Raw genomic sequence first — 16,120 nt, forward strand, 5'->3', positions numbered from 1 at the left:
AAACCCTCCTTTTATTTATAAAACACCTTTTTGAATACATCGAGGAACTCAAAAAATTCATCCCAATAAGGGTCCCAGTCGATGGCTGTAAGTTTCTGGCCTTTCAGGCGGTTGAGCAGGTCTTTCTCGTATCCTTCCATGGCCCAACGAATAATATGAAATACTTTGTCAGCATCTACATCATCTCTAAATAATGTGTAATCAACATGGCCGTATATCTTGGCATAACCCAGTTTTCTTATTTCTTCAAGTCGTTTGGCTAAATCCGCAGGCAATTCAACCTCTTGATTAAGCCAAATGTTCCCTAAAAAATGAAAAACATGGGGGTTCTCAGTATAAACTTTCATTTTGATTTGCGCCGCTTGCTTATATCTTTCGATGAAGTCGGATTCACGTTCATCAATAAGGTTCAGGTATTCATTGACCACGTAGTCTAAACAGTAGTCAACCAAATAGTGATACAACTCTTTTTTACTGTTGAAGTAGTAAAAAAGCATGCCTTTGCCTATGCCAGCTTCCCTTACGATTCGATTGGTTGACGCCTGCTCGTAGCCGTGCTCTGCAAATTCTGCCAGTGCTGCATTGATAATTCTTTGTTGTTTTGAAGGCTCTAATTGAGAAAATGTCTTGGTAATCACCAATCCCTCCTTAAAAAACAGGTAGACCACACTGGTCGATTCCAAGTATACACTTTTCGACCACTCCGGTCAATATATAGGACTCACTTTTTCCCAATTATTGCTTGCGATTTTGTCCGGATAATAATGACCCCCTTTACACTGACCGGTTGGTCTTAACTTCCGTGTAAAGGGGGTTGGACAAGTCCAGCTGTTACATTTAATTTCTATAATTTAACAGTTCAGACACTGTTGTAAACGTATAACCTTGTTCTTTTAATGCCGTAATAATTCCTTTTACTGCGTTTAATGATTCTCTACGGCTTTCATACATGACATGCAGTAGAATAATGGAACCAGGCTCAATGTTCTCTACAACATAATCTATTATTTTGTCAGCATCCATGGCAATTTCGGGATACGACTCCGGTTCAATATTCCATAAAATTGTTTTTCGCTCGTGATGATTTAAGTAATAAGGAAGTAATATCAATCTCTTACCAAAAGGAGGTCGAAAATGAATCTCACCTTGATAACCCGCTTGACGAATTAATTCATCCGTCTTTTCAATTTCCTCTTTAATGAAAGCAGGTGTTTTAAACACCATCCGCTGGTGTGAGTAAGAATGATTGCCGATTTCATGCCCATCCTGAACGATTTTTTCTGCATACGCCATATTTTCTTCTATTTCCTGACCAGTTAAAAAGAACGTCGCTTTTACATCTTCCTCTCTTAAAATCTTGAGAATTTCGTCTGTATTTTCCCCAGGACCGTCATCAATAGTTAAGGCGAGCACTTGTTCATTTGTTTCAACTTTTACGACCAGACCACCAAACAATTGCAAACTTCTTGAGTTCATCAGTTCTAGCAAACCATATCCACTGGCCACTAATGCAAAAACAGAAATAATAATGCTTGTCACTGCTTTTTTCATTTTTTCTCCTTCTTGAGGTTTAAACGATACAATTTTGTTGCACGGCATTGTCATAGACGACTGCATCAAGGATCAGTAGCGACTGACCCAATTTTTATCGAGCTTGGCTTTTTTGATTTGTTTACTTCGTAGCTGTCCACAGGCAGCATCAATATCTGTTCCATGCTCCCGACGAATGCCACAGTTGATCCCTTTCCCCTTGAGCGTCTCATAAAACGCTTGCACTGCTTGTGGCGTACTTCTCTGGTATTGCTGATGTTCATCCACAGGGTTATAAGGAATTAAATTCACGTAGACCAGATGCCGCATGTGACCGATGAGATCTGCCAGTTGCAGGGCTTCTTGCTTGTGATCATTCACACCTTTGAGCAAAATATACTCAAAGGTAATCCTGCGGTTCGTTTTGGCCACATAATACTGGCAAGCACGCATAAGCTCTTTCAGGGGATAAGCTCTATTGATTTTCATGATCTGAGTGCGCAGTTCGTCATTAGGGGCATGCAGCGATATCGCTAAGTTGACTTGCAAATTGGCATCGGCAAATTGATAAATCTTAGGGACAATGCCGCTGGTGGATACCGTAATGTGCCTGGCGCCGATGGCCAGTCCTTGCTGTGCATTAATAATGTGCAAAAAATCCATCAACTGATCATAATTATCAAAGGGCTCACCAATGCCCATCACCACAACGTGACTGACTCTGTTACCCTGTTCATATTGATCAAGATATTGTTGGACCTTGATAATCTGTTCAACAATTTCACCACTTGACAGATCTCGGCTCTTCTTTAATAAACCACTGGCACAAAAAGTGCAGCCAATATTACAGCCGACTTGCGTTGTCACACAGACCGACAAACCGTAGTGATGTCTCATTAAAACAGTTTCAATCACATGACCATCCAGTAATTTAAACAGAAATTTAATCGTGCCATCCGCTGATTGCTGCTTGATTTGTTCGCTTAATGACTGGATGACAAAGTGATCCTGTAATAATTGAAGGCAATCTTTATTGACATTCTTCATTTCAGAGAAGTCTTTAACCCTCTTCTTATACAACCAATCCCACACTTGTTTGGCCCGAAAACTTTTTTGTCCGCGTTCCACAAGCCAAGCTGTTAATTGTTCCAGTGTCAGTCCATAGATGGAGTGCTTCATGGGTGTCCCTCTTTTCAAAGCGTTACAATTAGAATTTCCTACTTAATCATAAAACGAATTCCCTATGGAATCAAATGCTGGGAAATTTTATATCTTGAAGCGTATGATAAATGATTGTGATGATATACAATTAGTCTGCTAAATCTATGTAAACGGGTCTGTCACCACCACTTCTGAATCGGGCTTATTTTTGACAGTACAAATCGGTCAAGGATAAAGACAACCAAGATCGATATCCCAACCAATGGCATGATGAGGCCCTTTCCGAGCATGATAAAAAACACGGTTCGCGTGACTCTCGGGTCTTTCGGTTTAGCCGGCGCCCCCAATTTTCCTTCCTGTTTGCGTTTCCACCACATCATAATGGAGCTGATCATTATGCCAATCATGCCGAGACACACAATCAGTCCGATGATCTGATTTAGCAAGCCAAATAATCGGCCCTCGTGCAAAGCGATCCCAACTGTAATCCCCTTGGCCAGGATGCCATAATCGTCAAAACGGACATCACTTAACACAGCTCCGGTGTACTGATCAACATGAAGGGTGGCATTATCTCCCGGCTTTGAATGGGAGGTAGAGATCGTATAAACGCCTGTTTCTCCTTGGGGAAGGGTAATGGTATAGGGTTTATTCACTTGTTCCCTTTGCGCAATATAATCAACGTCTTCCAGCGATAGAGGGAGATACCCTGTCGCTCGCGATACTGGCACGGGCAAGTTCTCTGTGGCCCATGGAATATCTTCCGCCACGTCTTTGGTCCGTATGACAGATGCTGATTCCGGCTTTTCGGCAAAACTGTGCGCATAAGGGGGATAGCCGGTGTTGGTTGCGGAAGCCAAATTTTTAATTTGCTCCCCCATGACATCTGTCCAAGGCAGTCCTGTCACAATGACAATCAAAATAAACAGGGATAGCCAAAAGGCAGGGACGGCATGCATATCACGCCAGAATGTTCGCCCTTTCACATTGAACCGTGGTAGAATCGTGCCCCAGATGGAAGCTTTATTTCTCGGCCACCAGATATACAGCCCGGTCACGAGGAGAATCACCGCCCAACAGGCAGCCAGCTCCACAAACCGGTTGGCCAAAGCCCCTCCGATCAGCAATTCACTATAAAGCTTCCTAAAAATTTGGCTGAATTTTTCATCGTTTTTCAGGATTCCCTGTACATCTCCGGATTAGGGGTTGACGTAAGCTGTAGATCTTTCACCCTGATAAACGATGCCGACTTCAGTTGTTCGATTAGGGTCATCATAAAATTTTAATGAAGTAGTTACCGCTTCTGGATAGGCCTCTGTGACACTGTCTACTAGTACAGAAGGAGACAGGACAGCCTCTCCTTTTTCTTGAACCTCATACAAATCGTGATACAGATATGACTCAACCTGAGGATGAAAGAGATAAACGGCTCCGCTAAAAGCAAGAATAACTAAAAACGGGGCAAAAATAAGACCGGCATAAAAGTGCCATCTCCATACCGTTTGATATAGTGATGTCTTTGTTGTTGCGGTTTGTTTCATCGTATTTTCATCAAAATGAGTTTGTTTGCTCGTTTCCACGGTTTTTCCCTCCAACTTAGGCTTACTTTTTTACTCTTGCGTTAGGTCTTTATTCTCCCACCATCACTTCATGTTTTGTCATGGCATGGAACCCGCGGGCATCCACATGATACATCACATTGTAGGTCCCTGCTTTTTCAAATGTATACTCGAGTACATACTGACCGTCTCCACGGTGTCCAGCTTCGATCATTTCATGCTCAGTTTCATAGTCGTCCATAGCCTGGTGACCAGTATGATGCTCTTGACTGTCTTCTTCTAAAGCGTGATGTTCGGCTTCATCTCCTCTATGATCACGTTCTCCGATTTCTTTCTGTTCCTCTTCTGCAGACCATATTTCAAAACGAACCAACTCTGCGTCAGTTACTGCTTGTCCCTCCTGTGTCACTTCAGCAATAAGATATACCGCTTCCCCTGCCTTAATGTCTACTTCAGGCTCAGTATAGAAAGTGACTTCTATCGGAGCCTGTGGCATGGCCAAATCATCTGACTCATGTCCATGATGAGAATCATCGGATTGACAGGCAGTAAGCAACGTTGCAATGAGCAGGAGGAAAGCAATTGCCAGTTTCTTCACTTTAAACTTTCGCTCAAAATGCCAGATACGTTTCATTGTATTGTCTCCTTCCTTAAGTCTCTTCAATAACTTGTTTTACTCTGCTGAAATCCACCCTTGTTCATAAGCATAGCGGGTTAACTGGACCCGGTTATCCAGATGTAATTTCTGCATGATGTTTTTCAGATGATTCTTCACCGTATATTCGGAAATAGACAGGGACGTGGCTATATCCTTATTGGAAAATCCCTTGGCAACTAACTGCAACACTTCTTGCTCCCGTTGAGATAAAGGATTTGGTTCTTTTGCTCGTGGTTTTCTACTTTATGAAGGGGGTAGTCCTTTAGTTCCGCCAAATAAAGCAAAATATCCATTACTTTCACGTTTTTGTACAGTCCGCGTTCTTCTGGCAAATAACCGATTTTGTGGCGAAGAATTTCACCATGACTGTTAAAAGTAATCGTCCCTTCATCCGGATAGATAATGCCCATAATGTTCCGGATGGTTGTCGACTTACCTGCTCCATTTGGGCCGAGAATGGCCATAATTTCACCTTTCTGTACTTCAAATGATATATCGCGGATAACTTGGGTGTTTTTAAACGATTTTCCCAGTTTATCGACCTTAAGAACCGTTTCCATGTCCTCTCTCTCCTTAAACATCGTATTCTTTTGTACACTTGAATTATAGTTCCACTAATGACAAGATAAATTGGATACAGATAAAAAATAATGAATTGAAAAATGAGCTTCATACACCCTCACCTGATACCAAGTATTTCCTTTATTATACACAACATTTAAAATTTGATGGAGGCATTTTCACCACAAATATCATGGAATTAACCTACTCACAGACCGTCCACTCCTTTGTTCTTATGGTAAAATGTCCATAAGCAAGTTGTGCCTCTGGAGGTATCAAATGTTTAAATTTGGTAAAGATCAAAAACTTATCCAACGCATGCTTTATGATATGTTTTATACAAAGGTGTATAAAACAGCATATTTCATCACAAAAGATCCCCACCTTTCTCAAGATATTCTTCAAGAGACCTTTATTAAAGCATTTAATTATTATGATACTCTTCAAGACAAAGCAAAAATAGAATCATGGATGATGAGTATTGCCACACGTACGGCAATCGATGTGTTAAGAAAAAAGAATAAATTTAACTTTTCACCTTTGGAGGAAGATTTAATCGACGAATTCTCTATGAAAAACAAAGTGAGAGAAAGTAAAGTTGAAACAGAAGTGGAAAAAAGGTTTTTGAAAAAGTATATTTGGGAGCAAATTTATACTCTCCCTCCAGAATATAGAGTGGTTATTGTATTAAAATATATACACGGCATGAAAGAGACAGAAATTGCAGATACCCTAAACATTAAACTTGGAACGGTGAAATCAAGAGTACATCGGGCGAAGTCCAAAATGAGAGAAGCGATGGAAAGGGCAGAAATAAGGGAGAGTATAGAAGGTGAGATATTATGAATAAACAAGAATGGGATACAGAAAAAAACATTCAAATTGCAATTCAGGAAGACTACGAAAATACGCCTGAACCTCCTCTTTCCAAAGAGGAGACTTGGAATCACATTCAGAACACAATCGCAACGAGAAAAAATAAACCATTTCAACAGATAAGAAAGATGATTGCCGTAGTCATCCTATGTGCTGTCATGATTATCACACTATTTCAGTCATTAGATGTTTCTGCTAACAGCTGGGTTTCACAGCTAATTACAAAAGCTAAAGGTACCGTTACACAACTTATTGGCTCAGTAGGTGAACCAACACCATTGAATAAAAATCAACCTCCCCCTGACATTATTCATTACTCAGGAGAAGTCAAACTAGTAACCATGAGTTTAGAAGAAGCACAGGAGGTCACAAGCTTTTCAATCGTTCTTCCAAGCCATGTCCCTGAAGGGTTTAACCTTCGTGATGTTACCGTAGAACTTGTCGATGATGAAAAAAGTGACCAAATTATTCTTAACTATGTTAAAGGAGAAGAAACGTTAACGATAAGAGAAACGAATATACAAGAACAAATGGGCTATTCGATTGGTGTAGATCATGAAGATACTAAAATTATAGATGTTGATATTCAAGGGAACAGCGGAACCCTCTTCATATTTAAGGACAATTCTAAAAAGTTGATTTGGGTCGATCAAGACCTACAATTTATAATAGATAGTCAATTATCGGAACACGAAATAAAAAAAGTGGCAAACACAATGTGACAGAGGGGTGTGCAATGAAACGGATACCCCTCTGTATTTTTATCTTACATAAATGTAGCTGGTATAAGAGTTCATTCGTTCTCTAAGACCATCTTTATAAATATAATGGACTCCTCTAGCTCGATAATAATATCCACTGGAAACTGTAAAAAGCTCTGTTCCACTTACATAAGTAGTATTGTTTCTTTTGTAATCCCCAACTTTCGCTATATCTATCCATTGTTGACCATTCCAGTATTGAAGGAATAGCTCAACACCTATTGTGTCAACTTTGGAGTATGCCTCTGAAAATCCAGACACTCTGATATAATTCCCTGATATTCTGCTTATCGATGATTCCCACGCTTTTAAATATTGCGTGGATTGTATTGCTACATCACCTGAAGTATTAGAAGAACCCCAATCTTGATATGGAGACTGACTTCCTTCTGTTGGTTCAGGTGGTATTTCCTCTGCAAAGACTTCTGCTGATCCTAAAAAGATACCGGCGAGAATCAAAAAAACTGCCAAAATGAATTGTGCTTTTTTAAACATTGATCGTTCCCCTCCTTCACCTCCATAAGAAAGACGACAGTTATCCAAAATCAGTTCCCAAGAAGAAAAAATTCCAAAGTAATGACAAATTTCTAAAGATAATTCATTTGAGAACTTTGATAAATTGTCGTTTTGCCCGGTTTGACATCTTTTTCGGTACTCAAAGGTTTGTTCCAGATCATGCAAAGAGTCATCAATCACTTGTTTAAAAGTCAAACTGCCCTTAAAAATACAACCACTTCACCGTTTACGGCATGAACGCCATATTGACAGTCAACTTTACCACATAAAATGTATTGGTTTTGCTCAAAATCAAACACATAGACCGGTGTTAATGTAATCATGGCCCGAATCTTTTCGTACGCCGCATTTTTATTCAGTGTGACGGATTGTGGTTGCTCAAAGTGTTGAAACACTTCCAACAAAGTCTTGTTATCCATATAATTCACTGCTTGAAAGTTTGTTGGATCAAGGAAAACGAACAGTTTGCTCTGAAACAGACGGTTGTCTTGCTTGCTCCGTTTTAATGTGGCCAGAATATACCCCCTATCACGATGCAACGTTGTGAGAACCCATTCCCCCGTCTCTTTTGGAAAAACCTGACGCATAAAATGTTCAACCGCTTGCTTGCATTGCTCTTGCTCAGTTTTTGTGATTGGAAATGTGTCAGGGTGGGGTTCAAGGACAAAGGCCTGCTCAGGTTTTACATCCTCACTCAAACTAATTTCCGTTCTTTCAAACGGACGGTTAATTGGTGTTTGCCAGTGAAGCGTTTTATCGATTTTCACATGTCGTCTTACATCTGCAACCGGTTCAAAGGGAATGGTGGCTGTTTGATCATTGGTGATATATATTTCTTCTACCCCGTAAACCGGAATTATTCGCTTTTGCTTATTTGAAGGAAAATGAACCAGTTTTAATTGCGCCTTGGCCAGCGGCTCCACATCTGTAAGGGTGAGTGAAAATGTCTCCTCTTTCACCCTCTCCTTGGCCGGAAAGTGACCATTCACGGTAAACAAAATGAGCCGGCCTTCTTCATCCACCTTCATGTCGATGGACCCGGAAGGTGAAACGGCAACGCCATCGATACAGGCCTGAAAATGAAGTTCCCTCTCTTCCTTTTTAACCTGATGAAATTGTTTCCCGTACCTCAGTCCTGTTTCATCCTCAATCCATTTAATGATGTCATCTGTATTAAAGTGGCCAAACCTGATCCCCTTGGAATAAGACTTGCCACCCACAAAAATGACACGTTCAAATTGTCGGGTATGCACGTCGACATCAATGACTGCTGTCCCGTCCGGATTGGAGCCATCGTTGTTTCGTCCCTCTACATGAGCGGGAAACCACTCCATCGATAAGGTATAGACCGTATCATTAAAGAGATGAACCCGGCGGTAAAGTTTGTGTGTATGCAACCGATAGTTATCCAAGCCAAACTTAGATTGGGTGAAATCAATTAATGCCTTGATGCGTGCATCCATCTTATCCGGTCTCCCTTTCGCTCTTAACAATCTTTCTTTGCATAATTCAACACGTCCCTTTTTAGATCAGCACTGTATATGGTTCCCCTAAAAATTCAACGCCGTTTGCTTTTAAGTGCGTTTCAGCCTCTAAGCCCCGATTCATTTTGTTACACTTATTATATTTTTTTGCTCATGGCTTAGACAAGATCATCCTTTTTCTTGCTGGGTAGAGGAGTGAGATCTCCATGATGGGGCTGATTATTTTCAATATAAATACGAATTGCTTCGTTCATAAACGTTTCCAATTCTGGTGAATAAGGGTTAAAGAACAGTTCCTTATCCCATTCATCTTCCTTGATCTCTTCAATTTTATCCACAAGTTGTTTAAAAGCCTTAGAATCAGTTTGTATTACATCATTCGTTAACTGTAAGTAGCGATGGACCAGTTCTTGCACTTCAGGAGCCCCCGGATCTTTATCCATGGATTGCTTAAAATCTCTCATCATCTCCACGTACTGTTTGGAAAACTTGATCTGCTCTTGATCAGAAATGTTGAACAACTGATCAACTGATTCCTTATCCAACCAGCGTTGCAACCATTCTTTATGTTGTTTTTCTTTCTGAATGCTCAAAATGAGAGCAACAAACACTTCCCAATCAATCTCCTCGCCAGCTTCAAACACATGCAATGCATGATCAAGGGCTTTTAGGACGGCATCTAGTTGTTCTCTTTTTTTCAAGGTCAACTATTTTTGCCACTGTAAAGAATGGCGAATATCCCTAGACCCTTCGTCCAGCATTTGTTTGATCTGGTCCAGGGAAAATCCTAAAAACTTTAATGTGACCACCTTTTGTAAACCGATTAAATCGGCGTTGGTATAAAGTCTATGCCCCTGTTTGTTGTATCCGCTTGGTTTTAACAAACCGATCTCATCATAATAATGCAATGTTCTGACTGTGACCGCTGTTAGATCTGCAAACTCACTAATCGTGTAAGTGTTTGTCCCGCGCAATATTTACCCCTCCTTGACCCCATCCCTTTTATTGGACACCCTTACGGCCATCCGGTTAACTTTAGCATACCCGCTCACGTTACGTCAGGCGCAAGTCTTTTTTAATGCTTTTGGATTCCCTGAATTCAATGATTCCTGCCAATCCTTGCACAATTCTCCAAAGAAATATCGTTTTCAATTTTATCTTCACCGGCCACTTCAAACAACACTTTTTCCGCCTGCGGTGACAAGGTTTGTTGCACGGGACGGATACTCAGTATGCTTCTTTATCCGCTCTATTTTAGGCTGGATCCAGAGGAAACCTATGAGGTGGCCTTTATTGCCGATAACCCCGGTTTGTAAATGGACCATTGTCAAATCCGGAGCATGCCGCTTTAGGGATGAGAATGCACTTGGCCTATCAACATGTCACCTACCGTTTACCATCGGCGAACAATCAGGAATCATCCCGAATAGCAAAATTTACAAGTTTTCTTCCTTCAGTGCGTCAATAATATTTTCTTTTTTTAACTTGGCACTGGATTGCAGCATGGTGAGAAAAACAATGACAAACACGCCGACGATGCAGACTAAAATCTCCTTCCAGGGCAAAACAAAGGAAAACTGAAAAACATCGGCAATAGAGCGGTGCATCCATAAACTGACCAGGATACCCACCGGCAAACCATAAAGCAACGCCTTTAATCCGTAAAAAATACTTTCATAGTTGATCATCTTATTGAAGCCGGCTGGGGTTAAACCGACGGATTTCAACATGGCAAACTCCCGGCGGCGCAGGGCCACGTTGGTGCTGATGGTATTGAAAATATTGGTGACGCCTATCAAGGTGATCAGGCTGACAAAGCCATACAGGAAAATGGAGATCATGGTTTTGGTCCGCTTTAGCTCTTCTTGATTCTCTTTGGTGTCATAGACCAACAGATACGGTCCCGGGTGGAGTCCGGCATCCAAGGTTCTCACCGCTTCGGCAAACGCTCTCCGGTCAGCTCCTTCTTTCAGCTTGATATACATGCGAACAAAATTGGCTGTCTCTTTGGACTGATCATGCACTTTCTGATAAATCCGGTTAAACGCATCCTCCGAAACAATCACATGCACATCGCCCAGTTGGGCGGGATAAACCCCCAGGGGGAGCTGGTTGGTCACCGCCCCGATTTCCAAGGTAAAACGATACGGATTGACAAGTTCTCCGTAATGCTCTTCGACAAGGGCAATCCGTTCTCCGGCTTCAATATTTAAGGGCTTATACTCCGCACTGAAGGGAATCACATTGCGGTTAACCAAAATCCCCCTAATCTCTCCCGGGTTGGTATAATCGGCCACATCCAACCCCAGCTCCCGAGCATAGGTGGCAAATTCCTCCTCACCCACGGCCACCAGGTTAAAGTGCATCCGGTAACCCCCCTCAGGGGTGCGAAAAATGTCCCCCTCCTCCCCGGACTCCAGATAGGATTGAATAAAGCGGCCAAATTGTTCCCGTTTCATCTCCTCGGCGGTGCTAAAGATCATCCGGCTGACGGCGAAACGCTCCACGTCATCCAGCTGGGCAACCTGATCATAAAATTGAAGGGACTCCTCCAGCCCAATTCCCTGTTTGGCCACTTCAAAATCATGGGAAATATCCGTATAGTAAATGTCACTGCTCACAAACCCATAGGTCATAAACGAGGAGAAGGAAATATAGAGCACAATGCTGATAAACAGGGAAAACAGGGTGGCCCGGTAGCGCCGTTTGTTGCGCTTCAAGTTTTTTAGAGCCAATTCCCCCTCAATGCCAAACAGAAGCCGGGTCAGCCTGGACGTTCTGAGCGTTTTCCCTGTGATGCGGATCTCCCTGTTCAGCCTGATGGCTTCAATGGGAGAAATTTTGGAGGCCTTTTTAGCCGGAATATAGACGGACAAAAAGATGGTCAGGGAAATAAATAGGACGGAAACCAGTATGGTTTCAGGAGAAACGATCAGCCTTAAGCCCACACCCGTGTTAAAGACCGAATCCTGCATGAGGTGATTAATCACTTCCAAAGTGACCCCAATGCCGGCCAAACCGGACAAAATTCCGACGGGCAGGCCAATCAAGCCCACAATCAGCCCTTCCCAAAAGACCATCCTGCGGATCTGTCTTTTGGTGGCCCCTACGCTGGCCAGCATGCCAAACTGTTTGGTCCGCTCACTGACCGAAATGGCAAAGGCATTATAGATCACGGTAACAGAACCCACCACAATCAGTAAAATAATGATCAGTCCCACCGACCGCATCGCATTTATGACCCGCTCGTTTTGGGTGATGCCCATCCACTTTAACAGCTCATTGTTATAGCGGATCTCCAACGCTCCGGCGGCTTCCGCCAGCTTTGGGGCCTGTTCAAAAATCTGTTCAGGGTTTACCGCCACAATGGAGACATTGACCCGCTCTTCCGGCAAGAGGCGGCTTTCCTCCAGATAGGAGATGGCACTATAGCCCGGTGATTCCCAGGATTCAAACCGGGACCGGGTGATGATCCCGGTTACGGTATACGTCTCGGTGGTGAATACTTCCAGTTTCTCCGTTTTGGATAAGGGCTCGTGGGACAAAACCTCCCCCTGATCCACCCGCCTGCCGATTTCCACAGTGAACTGGTCCCCGATGTTGTATTCCACCCCGGCCTCATAAAAGACCTCTTCCGAGATCACAATTTCCCCTTCCCGCTCCGGAAAACGCCCCTCTTTAAGGGTCAAGGGGAAATGGTTAAAGGCCTCTCGATCATAGCCCTTAATCATCAAGTAGGGCTTTTGTTCATTTTTGGACCCCTCCAGGCGGGCAAAACCGATATCCTTGCTCAGCATGGCCGTTTGGGTATAGGCGTGATCCGTAATATATTTGCTGTTTTCATAGGGCACCTCGTAAAAAGAGGCATGGTGGCTGCCATCCGTCATTTGGACCGCCCGCACAAACAAGTCCTGAAAACTGGCCACCAGCGTGGCCACCCCGGTGATCATGGCAGCGGACAGGATGATGCCGATCACGGTGACAATGGTCCGTTTCCGGTTCAGCTTCAAATAGCGCCAGGTCAGTTGCCTTAACACCTTCATGTCCGGATCACCTCATCCTTGATGATGCGGCCGTCTTCCACGGTGATCATCCGGTCCGCCTGCAAAGCAATTTGCGGATCATGGGTGATGATCAGCAGGGTTTGATGATACAGCCGGTTGGACAGTTTGAGCAAATCAATGATTTCCTTTGAATTTTTGCTGTCCAGATTGCCTGTGGGCTCGTCGGCCAGCACCAAAGCGGGCTGGTTGATCAAGGCCCGTCCGATGGCCACCCGCTGCTGCTGCCCGCCGGACAGCTGATTGGGCAAATGGTTGACCCTGTCTTTTAAGCCCAGCGTTTCCAAAAGCTCATCCAGTCTCTTGGGATCCACCTGGCGGTTATCCAGCAAAAGGGGCAGTGTCACATTTTCTTTGACATTTAAAATGGGAATCAGATTATAAAACTGGTAAATCAGCCCGATCTGCCGGCGCCTGAAAATGGCCAGCTGCGTTTCATTGAGGGCATAGATATCCGTCTCCTCAATCAACACCTTGCCGCTGGTGGGCCGGTCCACCCCGCCCAAAATGTGTAAAAGGGTGGATTTCCCCGAACCCGACGGACCAACAATGGCCACAAATTCTCCTTTATTCACCGAAAAGGAGACATTGTCCAAAGCGGTCACCCGCGTCTGGCCTTTCCCATAAATTTTGGACACATTTTCCACTCTCAATATTTCCATGGCACATGACTCCTTTATGCATTCTTCTAAGGCCAGGATAACCCCCTTGGATGACTTTACGGTGACGGGAGAAGTGACAGTTTAGTCATCTTAGATGCGTTGTTTATATAAGGTGATGGTCAATTGGGTGCCCTCTCCCTGTTCACTTTTCACGGTGATGTCTCCGCCTTGCTGTTTGACAATCTCATAAGCCATGGCCAAGCCAATGCCTGCGCTTTCTTCGCTGGCATTTTTTCCCCGGTAAAACCGGTTGAAAACATAAGGCAGATCCTCCCGGTCGATTCCTTCCCCGTTATCGGCCGTGATGATTTTGGTAAAAATGGGATTGTCCTCATAAGCGATCCGGATCATGCCTTTCTCCGGCGTATGTTCGATATGGTTTTTCAAAATATTGATCAACGCCTCAAGGGTCCAGTTTAAATCCCCTGTCATCATGGCTCCTTCATCCCCCGCAATCTCCACCCGATGCCCTTTAATCTCCAACGGAATGCTTAAAGCCTGTACAACCCGGTCAATTAATTCCCTTATTTTAAAGGAGTCCTTTTTCATGGTGACCGTCCCCGCTTCCAGGCGGGAGAGCTTAAGCAAGGAGGTGGTCAGCCATTCCATCCGCTTCAGCTGCGACCTCATGCGGGCCAGAAACTCTTCTTTCACCTCCTCGGCCGGATCATCCTCCAAAAGATCACTCAGGACAATAAGGGAGGTAAGGGGCGTTTTCAACTGGTGGGAAATGTCGGCCAGGGAATCGGCCAGGCGGATTTTATCCTGTTTTAAGGTTTCGGCCTGCTCCTTTAACATAATGGTGATTTTATAAATTTGATTTCTTAATATGCTGAGCTCCCCCTCATCGTTGTCCCGGATGGCCAAAGCGTAGTTTCCTGCCGCAATCCCGCTTAAGTAGTCACTGATGGCCCTAATCTTCCTGTAATGACGTCGTAAAAAAAGAAAAAAAAGGCCAACGAGGGCCAAAAATACCAAAACAGCCAGGGCAACGTAAAGCATGGCATTCAGTCGGGCAGTGGCCCTTACAGCCTCTGATGTGGACAACAGATTTTCAACATGAAGACCATACCGGGCCAACAAGGCTTCCCCTTTCCGGATCGTTTGCTCATCAGCCCCTTTAACCTGCTGGATCAGGCCAGGTTCTGCGTTTGGATACGTTTCAATTACGGCCCCAATCAGTGCCGCCTGGCTGGTCAGCATCGTCTCCTCAAGATGGTGGCTGCTGATTAAGGTGAAGCTCAAGGCGAGCATCAAAGAAAGAAAAAGGAGCACAGTCAAAACCAGCAATAATTTAACCACTTCCGGGTTTTTAGCGAGTCTCAACACCGACACCTGCCTTGTACCCCAAGCCCCGTACCGTGTGGATCAGCTTGGGGTGGTGGGGATCATCTTCAATCTTCTCGCGCAAGCGTTTAATATAGACGGAGAGCGTATTATCATTGACAAAATCGCCGGCCACGTCCCAGATATGTTCTAAGATCTGTTTTCTGGAGAGCACCTGTCCGGGATGGTTGGCCAGGGTGAGTAACAGCCGGTACTCCAGACTGGTCAGCAAAACCGCTTCCCCTTGCTTAAACACCTGGGCTTGAGCGGTATCGATCACCACATCGCCCAGCCGGATCTCCGTTCTTTGGGCAGGCTGCTTGTCGTAGCGGCGCATGACGCTTTTAATGCGGGAGATCAGCTCCCTTACTCGGAAGGGCTTGGTCACATAATCATCCGCCCCCATGTCCAGTCCCATGACGACATTAACTTCCTCATCCCGGGCGGTTAAAAAAATTACGGGGGTATCTGTCCGTTCCCTGATCATGCGGCATAAATCAAACCCGCTCCCGTCAGGCAAAGCCACATCAAGTAAAATCAGATCAAATTCCTCTTGCTGAAGAACCGCTTTGGCGGCCGCCCAATCATAGGCCACCTCAGCCTGAAATCCTTCTTGCTTTAAGGAATACTCGATGCCCAAGGCAATGGTTTGATCATCTTCCACCACTAACACCCTGCTCATGATTGCACCCCGTTCCGTTTCAGTGTGGAATGAACCCTGAATGTGTACTGGTTTATTATTTTTATTATAACGGGAACCGCTCATCTTTGCGTGACGATTTTGTCATCAAAGAGCCGGGTAAGGTATGCCCAAGTTCGACAGTTACTAGGCAAACAAAACGCTCATAAACCCATACTACTCCTGGGTTTATGAGCGATTCAGTATGGTTGGTACGTGTATCTATGAACTTGGCTGGATCTCGAGGAACCTTGGGGGAGGTTCAACGCCTACAGCTGCGAAGATT

The 16,120-nt window shown here is 44.0% G+C and carries 14 protein-coding genes and 3 pseudogenes; 2 read left to right on the forward strand and 15 right to left on the reverse strand.

Annotated features, from left to right (window positions below; translation table 11 throughout):
* Positions 1-11: 11 nt before the first annotated feature.
* From J2S00_RS16315 to J2S00_RS16345, 7 genes and pseudogenes are all read right to left on the reverse strand, one after another.
* Positions 12-638, reverse strand: a complete 627-nt coding sequence (locus tag J2S00_RS16315) for a TetR/AcrR family transcriptional regulator (RefSeq protein WP_307342236.1) — start codon at positions 636-638, stop codon at positions 12-14.
* Between the two features lie 199 nt (positions 639-837).
* On the reverse strand, positions 838-1,551 hold the full coding sequence (locus tag J2S00_RS16320; protein WP_307342239.1) for a polysaccharide deacetylase family protein: 714 nt from the start codon (positions 1,549-1,551) through the stop codon (positions 838-840).
* Positions 1,552-1,623: 72 nt separating this feature from the next.
* Entirely contained in the window at positions 1,624-2,709 is a 1,086-nt protein-coding gene (rlmN, locus tag J2S00_RS16325) for a dual-specificity RNA methyltransferase RlmN (protein ID WP_307342243.1), read from the reverse strand.
* 161 nt (positions 2,710-2,870) lie between these two features.
* Positions 2,871-4,232: pseudogene (locus J2S00_RS16330) on the reverse strand (PepSY-associated TM helix domain-containing protein).
* Positions 4,233-4,320: 88 nt separating this feature from the next.
* The gene (locus J2S00_RS16335) at positions 4,321-4,884 is read right to left on the reverse strand and encodes a FixH family protein (RefSeq protein ID WP_307342246.1); all 564 of its coding nucleotides are present in this window, start codon (positions 4,882-4,884) and stop codon (positions 4,321-4,323) included.
* Positions 4,885-4,923: 39 nt separating this feature from the next.
* Positions 4,924-5,124, reverse strand: a pseudogene (locus J2S00_RS16340) (response regulator transcription factor); the annotation flags it as partial.
* A 20-nt stretch (positions 5,125-5,144) separates the two neighbouring features.
* Positions 5,145-5,468 (reverse strand): annotated as a pseudogene (locus J2S00_RS16345) (ATP-binding cassette domain-containing protein); the annotation flags it as partial.
* Between the two features lie 280 nt (positions 5,469-5,748).
* Here J2S00_RS16345 and J2S00_RS16350 point away from each other — a divergent pair.
* Positions 5,749-6,315, forward strand: a complete 567-nt coding sequence (locus tag J2S00_RS16350) for an RNA polymerase sigma factor (protein ID WP_307342252.1) — start codon at positions 5,749-5,751, stop codon at positions 6,313-6,315.
* Positions 6,312-7,067, forward strand: a complete 756-nt coding sequence (locus J2S00_RS16355) for a DUF4367 domain-containing protein (protein ID WP_307342255.1) — start codon at positions 6,312-6,314, stop codon at positions 7,065-7,067. Before J2S00_RS16350 ends, J2S00_RS16355 begins: the two co-directional genes overlap by 4 nt.
* Positions 7,068-7,106: 39 nt before the next feature.
* Here J2S00_RS16355 and J2S00_RS16360 read toward each other — a convergent pair whose 3' ends face one another.
* From J2S00_RS16360 to J2S00_RS16395, 8 genes are all read right to left on the reverse strand, one after another.
* Positions 7,107-7,817 (reverse strand): DUF6147 family protein, encoded by a 711-nt coding sequence (locus tag J2S00_RS16360; protein ID WP_307342257.1) that lies wholly within the window; start codon positions 7,815-7,817, stop codon positions 7,107-7,109.
* Positions 7,814-9,085, reverse strand: coding sequence for a hypothetical protein (locus J2S00_RS16365; RefSeq protein WP_307342260.1), 1,272 nt, complete (start codon positions 9,083-9,085; stop codon positions 7,814-7,816). The genes J2S00_RS16360 and J2S00_RS16365 overlap by 4 nt, the downstream gene beginning before the upstream one ends.
* 179 nt (positions 9,086-9,264) lie before the next feature.
* Positions 9,265-9,813, reverse strand: a complete 549-nt coding sequence (locus J2S00_RS16370; RefSeq protein WP_307342262.1) for a TipAS antibiotic-recognition domain-containing protein — start codon at positions 9,811-9,813, stop codon at positions 9,265-9,267.
* The gene (locus J2S00_RS16375; protein ID WP_307342265.1) at positions 9,814-10,080 is read right to left on the reverse strand and encodes a MerR family transcriptional regulator; all 267 of its coding nucleotides are present in this window, start codon (positions 10,078-10,080) and stop codon (positions 9,814-9,816) included. It lies immediately after the preceding gene.
* A gap of 462 nt (positions 10,081-10,542) precedes the next feature.
* Complete coding sequence (locus J2S00_RS16380; RefSeq protein ID WP_307342268.1) at positions 10,543-13,149, reverse strand: ABC transporter permease; 2,607 nt, start codon at positions 13,147-13,149, stop codon at positions 10,543-10,545.
* Positions 13,146-13,829: an ABC transporter ATP-binding protein gene (locus J2S00_RS16385; RefSeq protein ID WP_307342271.1), complete on the reverse strand. Its 684-nt coding sequence runs from the start codon at positions 13,827-13,829 to the stop codon at positions 13,146-13,148. Before J2S00_RS16385 ends, J2S00_RS16380 begins: the two co-directional genes overlap by 4 nt.
* 90 nt (positions 13,830-13,919) lie before the next feature.
* The gene (locus tag J2S00_RS16390; protein ID WP_307342274.1) at positions 13,920-15,155 is read right to left on the reverse strand and encodes a sensor histidine kinase; all 1,236 of its coding nucleotides are present in this window, start codon (positions 15,153-15,155) and stop codon (positions 13,920-13,922) included.
* Positions 15,142-15,837: a response regulator gene (locus J2S00_RS16395; RefSeq protein WP_307342277.1), complete on the reverse strand. Its 696-nt coding sequence runs from the start codon at positions 15,835-15,837 to the stop codon at positions 15,142-15,144. Before J2S00_RS16395 ends, J2S00_RS16390 begins: the two co-directional genes overlap by 14 nt.
* Positions 15,838-16,120: the final 283 nt, after the last annotated feature.

This window comes from Caldalkalibacillus uzonensis (assembly GCF_030814135.1).
Lineage (GTDB): Bacteria > Bacillota > Bacilli > Caldalkalibacillales > Caldalkalibacillaceae > Caldalkalibacillus > Caldalkalibacillus uzonensis.